Genomic DNA, 12757 nt, shown 5'->3' on the forward strand with positions numbered 1-12757 from the left:
ACATTACTCGCCAAGGGTTGCGTCAGTGGCACATGCAGGTTTCCCTGATGCGTATTTAAGGCTTGGATCTACAAGTGCATTGAAGCGTTTGAGCGCTTCAGATCCAATCAGCAGCGGGTATTGGAATGCACTTCGGTCGGTCAAGTTCACTTCAATCGTGCGTTGGGCTTGACCCATGCACACTTTCAGTTCGATTACAGGTCGAGCGGTGTAGGTTTTCTGTTCTTCAGGATCAAAGTCGCCGGAACGCCTTTTGATCTTGCTGACGCGGGCCAGCGGTCGTTCAATCGGGTTGTCATGCGCATCATCTATGGCCAGGTAGAAGCGTACCCAAGTCTCGCCATCGCGCTTGAAGCGTTCAATGTCTCGTGCACTGAGTGATGCCGTTTTAGCCCCCGTATCCAGTTTAGCGGCTACTTCTTTATTTATTCCCGACAGGTTTACGTACTCGTTTAAGCCATAGACAGTCTTGCGTGCAGCGATGCTCAGGCCGGGAGAGAGAAGCAGGCAAATAATCAGTGCAAAGGGCTTCAGTCTCATAAGTCCTATTCGATGGTCCGGGCATGATGGGTAAACAAGGCGATTAGGCTTTGCTATCCATGCGCCTACGATTGAGAGTAGCTGTTATGCATTTTAGCTGGCCTGAGAGAAAAGTATTCTAACATGGCCGTTTTGTGCAGTAACAGGCTCTTACAAGGCTTTCTTAGATAGTAACTCAAACTTTTGAGCTAAATGCTGTGGCAGGCTGATTGTCGACAATTAGTAGGGCGGTAGTTGATTAAAGGTGTTTATAGGCGTATTTTTCAGCCTGTATTCCACCTGGTGTCGACAATATGCTAGATGCGATAGAAGTTCCTGAAGCCGGGCAAGATGAGGGCGAGACACGTTCCGAGCAGGTGTTTCGCCGAATTCAAGCGGCTATCGTTAAAGGTGAAATTGCTCCTGGCAGCAAAATCTCCGAGCCTGAGCTGGCGCGTACTTACGGTATTAGTCGCGGGCCGCTACGTGAGGCTATACATCGGCTTGAAGGGCAGCGCTTGCTGGTTCGCATTCCTCATGTCGGTGCGCGGGTGGTGTCGCTCAACCATGAGGAGTTGATCGAACTCTACGAAATTCGCGAGTCGCTCGAAGGCATGGCCTGTAAGCTGGCCGCGCAACGAATGACGCAGCAGGAGATAGATGAGCTGCGTCGCGTGCTGGAAACCCATGAGCGCGACGAAGCTTTTCAGGCAGGTCGCGGTTATTACCAGCAAGAGGGTGACTTCGACTTTCACTATCGCATCATTCAAGGCAGTGGCAATCGCACGCTCAGCCAGTTGCTTTGCGGTGAGCTGTATCAACTGGTGCGCATGTACCGCATTCAGTTCTCATCCACGCCTAATCGTCCGCATCAGGCATTTGCCGAGCACCACCGGATTCTTGATGCCATTTCAGATCGCGACGGCGAACTCGCCGAACTCCTGATGCGTCGGCACATTGCCGCATCCAAGCGCAATATCGAACGTCATTACCTGGGCGAGCAATCAACGTCTGGGCGAACACAGCCATCAACTTCACGAGGTGAGTCATGAGCTCAAAAACTCCAGGTCAGCGGTTTCGCGATGCGGTTGCGCAAGAGCATCCATTGCAGGTTATTGGTGCGATCAATGCCAACCACGCGTTGCTTGCCAAGCGCGCGGGCTTCAAGGCCATCTACCTTTCCGGTGGCGGTGTTGCCGCAGGCTCGCTTGGCTTGCCGGACCTTGGCATAACTGGGCTGGACGATGTGTTGACCGATGTCCGCCGGATTACCGATGTGTGCGATTTGCCGCTGCTGGTCGATGTCGACACGGGCTTTGGTGCCTCTGCGTTCAATGTCGCACGAACCGTTAAGTCGATGATCAAGTTTGGCGCTGCCGCCATTCATATCGAGGACCAGGTTGGCGCCAAACGCTGCGGCCACCGGCCGAACAAGGAAATCGTCTCGCAACAGGAAATGGTGGATCGCATCAAGGCCGCCGTTGATGCGCGCACAGACGATAGCTTCGTGATCATGGCGCGCACTGATGCTTTGGCCGTGGAAGGGCTTGAGTCTGCTCTTGAGCGCGCTGCTGCATGTGTCGAGGCGGGGGCCGATATGGTGTTTCCCGAGGCAATCACCGAGCTTGAGATGTACAAGCTGTTTGCCGACAAGGTCAAGGCGCCGATTCTGGCCAACATCACCGAGTTTGGTTCGACGCCCTTGTTCACCACCGACGAATTGAAATCTGCCGATGTTTCCCTGGTTCTGTACCCGCTTTCAGCATTCAGGGCGATGAACAAGGCTGCGGAAAATGTTTACAACGCGGTGCGTCGTGACGGCACGCAGAAGAATGTGATCGACACCATGCAGACCCGCATGGAGCTTTATGAGCGCATCAATTATCACGCATTCGAGCAGAGCCTCGATGCCTTGTTTGCAGGTAAGAAAGCCTGAGATCAAGCCGTTCAGCCTGAGTTAAGTGGCGGGCACGAACGATGTTGCAGTATCCAAAACAAGTTCAAGAGGAGAGAGCAATGGCTGAAGCTAAAGTATTGAGTGGTGCGGGCCTGCGTGGCCAGGTCGCCGGACAAACCGCCCTGTCGACAGTTGGTCAGGAGGGAGCGGGGCTTACTTATCGCGGTTATGACGTGCGTGACCTTGCTGCAAGCGCGGGCTTTGAAGAGGTTGCCTTCTTGCTGCTGTACGGCGAGCTGCCGAACACCGAGCAGTTGGCGGCCTACACAAGCAAGCTCAAGTCGCTGCGTGATTTACCGCAGGCCCTCAAGGAGGTCTTGGAGCGAATTCCGGCCAGTGCCCATCCAATGGATGTCATGCGTACAGGCGCTTCCGTTCTTGGCACCCTTGAGCAGGAGTTGAGTTTCGATCAGCAGCAAGATACAGCGGATCGCCTGCTGGCAATTTTCCCGGCGATCATGTGCTATTGGTACCGCTTCAGTCATGACGGCGTGCGTATTGACTGTGTCACGGATGAAGACTCGCTGGGCGGTCACTTCCTGCGCTTGCTGCACGGTAAGAAGCCGAGCGAGCTGCATGTTCAGGTGATGAACGTTTCGCTGATCCTGTACGCCGAGCATGAGTTCAATGCTTCAACCTTCACAGCGCGGGTCTGCGCTTCGACCTTGAGCGATTTGTATTCCTGCGTCACGGCGGCAGTTGGCACCTTGCGTGGCCCGCTACACGGCGGGGCTAACGAAGCCGCGATGGAAATGATCGAGAAGTTTTCATCGGCTGAAGATGCAAAGGCAGGCACGCTGGCAATGCTTGAGCGCAAAGACAAGATCATGGGCTTTGGCCATGCCATCTACAAAGACTCTGACCCGCGCAATGAGGTGATCAAGGCCTGGTCGAAAAAACTGGCTGACGAAGTCGGCGACAGCGTGCTTTATCCGGTCTCCGAGGCAATAGATAAAACCATGTGGGAGCAGAAGAAACTGTTTCCGAACGCGGATTTCTATCATGCCTCGGCCTATCACTTCATGGGCATCCCGACCAAGCTGTTTACTCCGATTTTCGTGTGTTCGCGCGTTACTGGCTGGGCTGCGCATGTGTTCGAGCAGCGCGCCAACAACCGCATTATTCGCCCGAGTGCCGAGTACATCGGCGTAGCACAACGCCCAGTACCGCCACTCGACCAGCGCTAATCGCGCGCGGATGCCCCGGATTCAACCGTGCGGGGCATTCCGATAACAGACCTGATGAGCTCTGACTGATGAATACCGATTACCGCAAACCCTTGCCCGGCACTCAGCTGGATTATTTCGATACCCGCGCTGCGGTTGATGCGATCAAGCCCGGTGCTTATGACAAGCTTCCGTACACTTCGCGGGTTCTGGCCGAAAACCTGGTTCGCCGTTGCGAGCCATCGATGCTGACCGCAGCGCTGTCGCAGATCATTGAGCGCAAGCGTGACCTGGATTTCCCATGGTTTCCGGCGCGGGTAGTCTGTCACGATATTCTTGGGCAGACCGCATTGGTCGACCTGGCAGGCTTGCGTGATGCCATTGCCGAAAAAGGGGGCGACCCTTCTAAGGTCAATCCGGTTGTGCCGACGCAGCTAATTGTCGATCACTCGCTAGCCGTAGAGCATGGTGGCTTCGAGGCTGACGCGTTTGAAAAGAACCGGGCGATTGAGGACCGTCGCAACGAAGACCGCTTTCACTTCATTAACTGGACCAAGAAAGCCTTTAAAAATGTTGATGTGATTCCGCCGGGCAACGGCATCATGCACCAGATCAACCTGGAGCGCATGTCGCCAGTGGTGCACGCGCGTGATGGCGTTGCCTTTCCGGATACCCTGGTCGGGACCGACAGCCACACGCCCCATGTCGATGCGCTTGGCGTGATTGCAATCGGCGTGGGCGGGCTCGAGGCTGAAAGCGTCATGCTTGGTCGTGCGTCTTACATGCGCTTGCCTGACATCATCGGTGTAGAGCTCACAGGCACGCGTCAGCCAGGCATTACTGCCACTGATATTGTCTTGGCCATTACCGAGTTCCTGCGTAAGGAGAAGGTGGTTTCTTCCTATCTGGAGTTCTTCGGCGAAGGGGCCAATGCACTGACCCTGGGAGACCGCGCGACTATATCCAATATGACGCCTGAGTTCGGCGCGACGGCCGCCATGTTCTATATCGATGGCCAGACCATTGATTACCTGACATTGACCGGGCGTGATAGCGAGCAAGTCAAGCTGGTTGAGAACTACGCAAAGACCACGGGTTTGTGGGCCGATACCCTGACTAATGCCGAATACGAGCGAGTCCTGAGATTCGATCTCTCGACTGTGGTGCGTAACATCGCGGGACCGTCCAATCCACATCGTCGCGTGCCGACTTCAGAACTTGCAGCCCAGGGCATCAGTGGCGTTGTCGAGAATCATGAAGGCTTGATGCCCGATGGCGCGGTGATTATCGCTGCCATTACCAGTTGCACCAACACCAGCAACCCGCGCAACGTGATTGCTGCCGGTCTGCTTGCGCGCAATGCCAACGCGCGGGGCTTGACGCGCAAGCCCTGGGTAAAGACATCCCTTGCGCCCGGTTCCAAAGCCGTCCAGCTGTATCTGGAGGAAGGCAAGCTATTGCCTGAGCTGGAAAAACTTGGTTTTGGCATCGTCGGTTTTGCCTGCACCACCTGTAATGGCATGAGCGGTGCGCTCGATCCAGTGATTGAGAAAGAAGTCATTGATCGCGACCTGTATGCAACAGCTGTACTGTCAGGTAACCGTAACTTTGACGGTCGGATCCATCCATACGCCAAGCAAGCCTTCCTGGCTTCGCCACCGTTGGTGGTCGCCTACGCGATTGCCGGTACCATTCGCTTTGATATCGAAAAAGATGTGCTGGGCATTGATAAAGATGGCCAGCCGGTCACCCTGAAAGACATTTGGCCGTCGGACGAAGAAATTGATGCAGTGGTCAAGGCCAGCGTCAAGCCGGAGCAGTTCAATCAGGTTTACATCCCCATGTTTGCCATCGAAGAGGACACGGGGCCCAAGGTCAGCCCGCTGTATGAATGGCGCCCGCAGAGCACCTATATTCGTCGTCCGCCCTATTGGGAAGGTGCCCTGGCCGGCGAGCGTTCGCTCAAGGGAATGCGCCCGCTGGCGGTGCTGCCAGACAACATCACCACCGATCACCTGTCGCCATCCAACGCCATTATGTTGAACAGTGCAGCTGGCGAGTATCTGGCGAAGATGGGTTTGCCAGAAGAAGACTTCAACTCTTATGCAACCCATCGCGGCGATCACTTGACCGCTCAGCGCGCAACCTTTGCCAACCCCAAGCTGCTCAACGAAATGGTTCAGGAAAATGGGGTGGTCAAGCAGGGCTCGCTGGCGCGAATTGAGCCCGAAGGCAAGGTCACGCGGATGTGGGAGGCGATTGAAACCTACATGCAGCGCAAGCAGCCACTGATCATCATTGCCGGCGCGGATTACGGCCAAGGCTCGTCACGCGACTGGGCGGCCAAAGGCGTGCGTCTGGCAGGAGTCGAGGCTATTGCGGCTGAAGGCTTCGAGCGTATTCACCGGACCAATCTGGTTGGCATGGGTGTTCTGCCACTTGAGTTCCAGCCTGGGGTAACGCGCCACACGCTGGGCATTGATGGCACAGAAACCTATGACGTTGAAGGCCAGCGCACGCCGCGCGCCACCTTGACGCTGGTGATCAACCGCAAAAACGGCGAACGAGTCGAGGTGCCAGTGATTTGCCGGCTGGGCACCGCCGAAGAAGTCTCGATTTATGAGGCTGGCGGTGTATTGCAGCGTTTTGCTCAGGATTTCCTGGAGTCTAGCGGCGCGCTGTAAATCTTTTGGTCTGCCCTGCGCTGCACCACGGGCGTCGCGCAGGGGTTATTCAGGATATTTCGATATGGCTCATGCACCGCAACAAAAAATAGCTGCGACTTATTATCGAGGTGGTACCAGCAAGGGGGTTTTCTTTGCCCTCGAGGATTTACCCGCTGCTGCGCAGGTTCCGGGTGCGGCACGTGATGCATTATTGCTCAGGGTTATCGGCAGTCCAGACCCTTACGGCAAGCAGATTGACGGTATGGGTGGGGCGACATCAAGCACCAGCAAGACTGTCATCCTGAGCAAAAGCCGCCAGCCTGGGCATGATGTCGACTATTTGTTTGGCCAGGTTTCAATCGACAAGCCCTTTGTCGACTGGAGCGGCAACTGTGGCAATTTGTCGGCGGCTGTCGGCCCCTTTGCGATTCGTAGCGGCATGCTCGATCCTGAGCGGGTTCCACATGATGGCATCGCCACGGTACGTATCTGGCAGGCCAATATTGGCAAAAGCATAGTTGCGTATGTGCCCATTACCAATGGTGAAGTACAGGAAACCGGCGACTTCGAGCTGGATGGCGTTACTTTTCCTGCTGCCGAAGTGAAGCTTGAGTTTATCGATCCGGCTGATGACGAGGAGGGGGCAGGTGGCTCCATGTTCCCGACCGGTAACCTGGTCGATGACCTTGAAGTGCCTGGTGTTGGCGTCTTGCAGGCGACCCTGATCAATGCCGGGATCCCGACCATTTTCATCAATGCCCAGGACATCGGTTTCAGTGGTACTGAACTGCAGGATGCAATCAATGGCGACGCCAAGGTCCTGACCATGTTTGAGTCCATAAGGGCGCATGGTGCCATGCGCATGGGGTTGATCAAGCATATCGACGAGGCGGCTAAGCGCCAGCACACGCCCAAAGTGGCTTTTGTAGCAGCGGCAAGCGATTACATCAGCTCAAGTGGCAAAGCCGTGGCGGCAACTGATGTCGATTTGCTGGTCCGGGCGATGTCGATGGGCAAGTTGCATCACGCCATGATGGGTACCGCAGCAGTGGCAATTGGTACTGCAGCTGCAATTCCCGGAACCCTGGTCAACCTGGCTGCCGGGGGTGGTGAGCGTGCCAGCGTGCGTTTTGGCCATCCATCCGGAACCTTGACCGTGGGAGCCGAGGCCAAGCAAGTCGATGGGCAGTGGGTGGTTGCCAAGGCGATTATGAGCCGCAGTGCCCGGGTCTTGATGGAGGGCTGGGTGCGCGTGCCGTGCTAAAGGCGGGCTAGGGCGCCGTTCGGTTTTGGCCTATGTTGGTTCCGAGCGGGAGCAGGGTGTCGACTTGAGCTGGCACCTTGCTACGCGCTCAGGTGGTTATTTCAGGCGACGCTCAACGCCTTTTTCAACGAGGATCTTTGCGGAGATCTCCTCGACAGAAAAATGGGTCGAGTTGATGAAGTTTATGTTGTCGCGGCGAAACAGGTTTTCGACTTCACGCACTTCAAACTCGCATTGGGCAAAGCTCGCGTAGCGGCTATTGGGCTTGCGTTCGTTGCGAATGGCGGTGAGACGGTCCGGGTCGATGGTCAGGCCAAACAGCTTGTCCTTGTACTTTTTCAGTACGGCAGGCAGTTGCAGGCTTTCCATGTCGTCCTCGGTCAGCGGATAGTTGGCTGCCCGAATACCGTATTGCATGGCCATATAGAGGCAGGTCGGGGTTTTGCCGCAGCGCGAGACGCCCACCAGTATCAAGTCTGCCTTGTCATAATAATGTGTGCGTGCGCCGTCATCATTGTCCAGGGCAAAGTTAACAGCCTCAATGCGCTCCATGTAGTTGGAGTTGTGGCCAATGGAGTGTGATTTACCGACCGAGTAGGATGAGTGCGAGCTTAGCTCTTGTTCGAGTGGAGCCAGGAACGACGAGAAGATGTCGATCATGAAACCTTCGGACTGGGCCAGAATCTCACGGATGTCACCATTGACTATGGTATCGAATATAATCGGGCGCACACCGTCTGTTTTCGCAGCCTGGTTGATTTGTAGTACCATGGCGCGCGCTTTTTCCGCGCTATCGATGTACGGTCGAGTTAGTTTGGTGAAGGTGATAGTTTCAAACTGCGCCAACAAGCTTTGACCCAGGGTTTCGGCAGTGATGCCGGTGCCGTCAGAGATAAAAAATGCTGTCCGTTTCATTTGCGCTGTGGGCCTTAAGCTGAGAACGTTTTTTGGCTATCATAGGCCCCGAATCGCGGGCCTGTAGAGGTCTGCATTGTTACTTATTTTCCAGGGCCAGGCCACAGTCACGCGGATTACCCCGTGCACTTCCCCAGCCCCTTGAGCTTTTCCAACACCAGAACTGGAGAGATCACCTTGGTAGAGTACGTAGTTTCCCTCGATAAGCTCGGCGCACATGATGTTGAGCACGTAGGGGGCAAGAACGCCTCCCTTGGCGAGATGATCAGCAACCTTGCCGGCGCTGGCGTTTCGGTTCCCGGTGGTTTTGCCACGACCGCCCAAGCCTATCGCGACTTCCTTGAGCTCAGCGGCCTCAATGCCCAGATCCACCAGGCGCTTGATGCATTGGATGTCGATGATATTGCGGCCTTGTCCAAGACTGGCGCGCAAATTCGGCAGTGGATCATGGAGGCCGAGTTCCCTGAGCGGCTCAACAGCGAGATCCGCACGGCCTTCGCGGCAATGGCCAATGGCAATGACAACATGGCTGTGGCCGTTCGTTCATCGGCGACAGCCGAAGACCTGCCAGACGCCTCGTTTGCCGGCCAGCAAGAAACCTTCCTTAACATCCGTGGTGTTGAAAACGTAATTCGTGCGGCCAAAGAAGTATTCGCCTCGCTGTTCAACGATCGTGCTATCGCCTATCGCGTCCACCAGGGCTTCGATCACAAGCTGGTTGCCTTGTCTGCCGGCGTGCAGCGCATGGTGCGTTCCGAAACCGGGACTGCCGGGGTTATGTTCACCCTGGATACCGAGTCCGGTTTCCGCGACGTAGTATTTATCACCGGTGCCTACGGCCTTGGTGAAACCGTGGTGCAGGGCGCAGTCAACCCTGACGAGTTCTACGTTCACAAGGGCACGCTTGAAGCCGGTCGCCCAGCCATTTTGCGGCGCAACTTGGGCAGCAAGGCCATCAAGATGATCTACGGCGACGAAGCCAAGGCCGGTAAATCGGTCAAGGTCGTCGATGTCGAGCGCGCCGATCGTGCGCGCTTCTGCCTGACCGATGCCGAAGTCACCGAGCTGGCCAAGCAGGCGATGATCATCGAGAAGCATTACCAGCGTCCTATGGATATCGAGTGGGCCAAAGATGGTGATGACGGCCAGTTGTATATCGTCCAGGCGCGTCCGGAAACGGTGAAAAGCCGTTCCAGCGGCAACGTCATGGAGCGTTACTTGTTGAAAGAAACAGGTACGGTCCTGGTCGAAGGCCGTGCCATTGGTCAAAAAATCGGTGCTGGCCGCGTACGCATTATCAAAGACGTCAGCGAAATGGATAAAGTCCAGCCGGGCGATATCCTGGTATCCGATATGACCGACCCGGACTGGGAACCGGTCATGAAGCGTGCAAGCGCCATTGTCACCAACCGTGGTGGGCGCACCTGCCACGCAGCAATCATTGCGCGTGAACTGGGTATTCCTGCTGTAGTGGGTTGTGGCAATGCAACCGAATTGTTGCAAGACGGCCAGGGCGTAACGGTTTCATGCGCTGAAGGCGATACAGGCTTCATTTTTGAAGGTGAACTGGGCTTCGATGTGCGTCAGAACTCGGTCGACGCGATGCCGGACCTGCCGTTCAAGATCATGATGAATGTCGGCAACCCAGACCGCGCATTTGATTTCGCCCAGCTGCCAAACGCAGGTATCGGCCTGGCGCGTCTTGAGTTCATCATTAACCGCATGATCGGTGTACACCCCAAGGCACTGCTCAACTTTGACGGCCTGCCAGCCGATATCAAGGACAGCGTTGAAAAGCGTATTGCCGGTTATGACGATCCAGTCGGTTTCTATGTAGAGAAGCTGGTTGAGGGCATCAGTACCTTGGCTGCGGCCTTCTGGCCGAAGAAAGTTATTGTGCGCCTGTCTGACTTCAAGTCGAACGAATACGCCAACCTGATCGGCGGCAAGCTGTATGAGCCAGAAGAAGAAAACCCGATGCTGGGTTTCCGTGGTGCTTCGCGCTACATCAGCGAAAACTTCCGTGATTGCTTCGAGCTTGAATGCCGTGCGCTAAAGAAAGTCCGCAATGAGATGGGCCTGACCAACGTCGAAATCATGGTGCCGTTTGTACGCACCCTGGGCGAGGCGAGTCAGGTGGTTGACCTGCTGGCGCAGAATGGCTTGAAGCGTGGCGAAGATGGCTTGAAGGTCATCATGATGTGCGAGCTGCCTTCAAACGCGATTCTGGCTGAGGAGTTCCTTGAATTCTTCGATGGTTTCTCGATTGGCTCCAACGACCTGACCCAGCTGACACTCGGCCTTGATCGCGATTCGGGTATCGTTGCGCATCTGTTCGATGAGCGTAATCCGGCGGTTAAAAAACTGCTGTCCAACGCGATTCAGGCCTGTAACAAGGCGGGCAAGTACATCGGTATCTGTGGCCAGGGGCCTTCGGATCACCCAGATCTGGCGCGCTGGCTGATGGAACAGGGTATTGAGAGCGTTTCGTTGAACCCCGACTCGGTACTTGAGACTTGGTTCTTCCTTGCGGAAGGCCAGGCCTGATCTCTCATCGCTAACCCTTCAAGAATCAGGGTGGGACATGTTCCCACCCTTTTTTGTGTCAGAGATAAAATGCAAAGCAGCAGTGAGCTATTTCCCGTCGCCCTGATCAGTGCCGAACTGCGCGGTGATTTGAGTGAAGATGTCTATCGTCTCAAGCCCGGCAACAGCCCCGACCCCAGTGTTGAGTTGGTGCTGACACGACTTGGTCGTGCGGATCACGAGCAGCATCGTGGCGCGCCGGTGATTCTATTGCACGGTAGCTTTTCCAATCGTCGTTTCTGGTATTCGCCCAAGTGCATAGGGCTCGGGCCCTATCTGGCGCGTGCAGGCTTTGATGTGTGGATAGTTGAAATGCGCGGGCATGGGTTGTCGCCGCGCAATCAGAACTATGTATCCAACCGGGTCAGTGACTACGCGCGCTACGACTTGCCAGCCATTACCCGGTTCGTTCATGAGCAGAATCCACAGCCTGTACATTGGCTGGGCCATTCTCTGGGTGGCACTACAATCGCGGCGGCCTTGGGCGGGCGCTACCTTGATGAGTCGATGATTGCTTCTGTTGCGCTGTTTGGCAGCCAGGTCAGCCGTAATTACTGGCCATTGAAAATCCCGCCGCTGGTCTGGGGCATCAAGTTGTTGTTAAAGCGTTTTCGCGTGCTTTCAGGTTCTCGCTTGAAGCGCGGCCCTGAAGACGAGCCTATAGGCGTAATCTTGGAGTCGTTACGCTGGTGTGGCCTGTTTGCTCGTTTTGGCGATGGCCGGGATGATTGGTGGGCGGGTTTGACCGAGGTCCAGCTGCCGGTTTTAGCCGTTAGCGCGCAAGGCGATGACCAAGACCCCGCATGGGCTTGCCAGCGGTTATTTGAGCAGTTTGCTTCACCCTGCAAGGAGTTCCTCTGTCTGAGCAAGGAGCAGGGTTTTAGCAGTGATTTTGGGCATATTGAAATGTTGGTCAGCAAGGCTGCGCAAGGCGAAGTCTGGCCTCGGGTCGAGCAGTGGCTCAATGGTGTAGCCAGTTTGAACCAGCTGCAACAGGCACGGTAGAGCGTTTTTAAGCGCTTTGCATCGACTGCCAGCGGTGGTCTGTGAGCGCTGACTGCGCTAGGCTGGGCGTTGATATCCGTGAGCCAGGTTTGCATCGGATAATGGCTGCAAATCTTGAATAAACCACTTGGTTACGATTTTTGATGGGTAAAGGAGCTTTCTCATGCATTACATCACCCCTGATTTGTGTGACGCCTACCCCGAGGTTGAGGTGGTCGAGCCGATGTTCAGCAATTTCGGCGGCCGTGATTCCTTTGGTGGCGAGATTGTCACTGTCAAATGTTTTGAAGATAACTCGGTAGTCAAGGAACAAGTCGAGCTGCCAGGCAAAGGTAAAGTCATGGTCGTTGACGGTGGCGCCTCGATGCGTCGCGCCTTGCTGGGCGACATGCTGGCGGAGAAGGCCGCGAAAAATGGTTGGGAAGGCATCATTATTTATGGCTGCGTGCGTGATGTTGATGTGCTGGCTCAAACTGCAGTCGGGGTTCAGGCCCTGGCCAGCCACCCAATGAAAACCGATAAGCGTGGCATTGGCGATCTCAATGTGGCCGTGACCTTTGGTGGGGTGACTTTCCGTCCAGGGCATTTCGTTTATGCCGACAATAACGGAATCATTGTTTCGCCAACCGCATTGGTCATGCCTGAGTAAATGGTGAACGCCAATCCATCGGCCGTGGCT

At 55.5% G+C, this 12757-nt stretch carries 10 protein-coding genes; 8 read left to right on the forward strand and 2 right to left on the reverse strand.

What is annotated here, in order from left to right:
• Window positions 1-3: 3 nt before the first annotated feature.
• Window positions 4-540, reverse strand: coding sequence for a retropepsin-like aspartic peptidase RloA (gene rloA / locus PSES9_RS0102830; protein ID WP_010483788.1), 537 nt, complete (start codon window positions 538-540; stop codon window positions 4-6).
• A 293-nt stretch (window positions 541-833) separates the two neighbouring features.
• Here rloA and PSES9_RS0102835 point away from each other — a divergent pair, with 293 nt between their 5' ends.
• The 5 genes from PSES9_RS0102835 to prpF all read left to right on the forward strand — a co-directional run bounded on the left by PSES9_RS0102835 (window position 834) and on the right by prpF (window position 7572).
• On the forward strand, window positions 834-1571 hold the full coding sequence (locus tag PSES9_RS0102835; protein WP_010483790.1) for a GntR family transcriptional regulator: 738 nt from the start codon (window positions 834-836) through the stop codon (window positions 1569-1571).
• On the forward strand, window positions 1568-2455 hold the full coding sequence (gene prpB, locus PSES9_RS0102840) for a methylisocitrate lyase (RefSeq protein ID WP_010483791.1): 888 nt from the start codon (window positions 1568-1570) through the stop codon (window positions 2453-2455). Before PSES9_RS0102835 ends, prpB begins: the two co-directional genes overlap by 4 nt.
• Window positions 2456-2535: 80 nt before the next feature.
• Entirely contained in the window at window positions 2536-3663 is a 1128-nt protein-coding gene (gene prpC, locus PSES9_RS0102845) for a bifunctional 2-methylcitrate synthase/citrate synthase (protein ID WP_010483793.1), read from the forward strand.
• A 68-nt stretch (window positions 3664-3731) separates the two neighbouring features.
• Entirely contained in the window at window positions 3732-6326 is a 2595-nt protein-coding gene (gene acnD / locus PSES9_RS0102850; protein WP_010483795.1) for a Fe/S-dependent 2-methylisocitrate dehydratase AcnD, read from the forward strand.
• A gap of 64 nt (window positions 6327-6390) precedes the next feature.
• Window positions 6391-7572 carry a 2-methylaconitate cis-trans isomerase PrpF gene (gene prpF / locus PSES9_RS0102855; RefSeq protein ID WP_010483797.1) on the forward strand — a complete coding sequence of 394 codons (1182 nt, stop codon included), beginning with the start codon at window positions 6391-6393 and terminating at the stop codon, window positions 7570-7572.
• A 96-nt stretch (window positions 7573-7668) separates the two neighbouring features.
• On the opposite strand, the gene ppsR is transcribed toward prpF, so the two are convergent.
• Entirely contained in the window at window positions 7669-8487 is an 819-nt protein-coding gene (gene ppsR / locus PSES9_RS0102860; protein WP_010483799.1) for a posphoenolpyruvate synthetase regulatory kinase/phosphorylase PpsR, read from the reverse strand.
• A 177-nt stretch (window positions 8488-8664) separates the two neighbouring features.
• On the opposite strand from ppsR, the gene ppsA reads away from it, so the two are divergent.
• The 3 genes from ppsA to rraA all read left to right on the forward strand — a co-directional run bounded on the left by ppsA (window position 8665) and on the right by rraA (window position 12727).
• The gene (gene ppsA / locus PSES9_RS0102865; RefSeq protein WP_010483800.1) at window positions 8665-11034 is read left to right on the forward strand and encodes a phosphoenolpyruvate synthase; all 2370 of its coding nucleotides are present in this window, start codon (window positions 8665-8667) and stop codon (window positions 11032-11034) included.
• 69 nt (window positions 11035-11103) lie between these two features.
• Window positions 11104-12078, forward strand: coding sequence for an alpha/beta fold hydrolase (locus PSES9_RS0102870; protein ID WP_010483802.1), 975 nt, complete (start codon window positions 11104-11106; stop codon window positions 12076-12078).
• Between the two features lie 163 nt (window positions 12079-12241).
• On the forward strand, window positions 12242-12727 hold the full coding sequence (rraA, locus tag PSES9_RS0102875; RefSeq protein ID WP_010483803.1) for a ribonuclease E activity regulator RraA: 486 nt from the start codon (window positions 12242-12244) through the stop codon (window positions 12725-12727).
• The last annotated feature ends 30 nt before the right edge of the window (window positions 12728-12757 follow it).

Source organism: Pseudomonas sp. S9, from assembly GCF_000222125.1.
GTDB classification, from domain to species: Bacteria; Pseudomonadota; Gammaproteobacteria; order Pseudomonadales; family Pseudomonadaceae; genus Aquipseudomonas; species Aquipseudomonas segetis.

Excerpts from the sequence above, each read along its gene's own strand:
- acnD (WP_010483795.1), top strand. The coding sequence starts at position 3,732 with ATGAATACCGATTACCGCAAACCCTTGCCCGGCACTCAGCTGGATTAT.
- PSES9_RS0102835 (WP_010483790.1), top strand. The coding sequence starts at position 834 with ATGCTAGATGCGATAGAAGTTCCTGAAGCCGGGCAAGATGAGGGCGAG.
- PSES9_RS0102870 (WP_010483802.1), top strand. The coding sequence starts at position 11,104 with ATGCAAAGCAGCAGTGAGCTATTTCCCGTCGCCCTGATCAGTGCCGAA.
- rloA (WP_010483788.1), bottom strand. The coding sequence starts at position 540 with ATGAGACTGAAGCCCTTTGCACTGATTATTTGCCTGCTTCTCTCTCCC.
- prpC (WP_010483793.1), top strand. The coding sequence starts at position 2,536 with ATGGCTGAAGCTAAAGTATTGAGTGGTGCGGGCCTGCGTGGCCAGGTC.
- rraA (WP_010483803.1), top strand. The coding sequence starts at position 12,242 with ATGCATTACATCACCCCTGATTTGTGTGACGCCTACCCCGAGGTTGAG.
- prpB (WP_010483791.1), top strand. The coding sequence starts at position 1,568 with ATGAGCTCAAAAACTCCAGGTCAGCGGTTTCGCGATGCGGTTGCGCAA.
- prpF (WP_010483797.1), top strand. The coding sequence starts at position 6,391 with ATGGCTCATGCACCGCAACAAAAAATAGCTGCGACTTATTATCGAGGT.
- ppsR (WP_010483799.1), bottom strand. The coding sequence starts at position 8,487 with ATGAAACGGACAGCATTTTTTATCTCTGACGGCACCGGCATCACTGCC.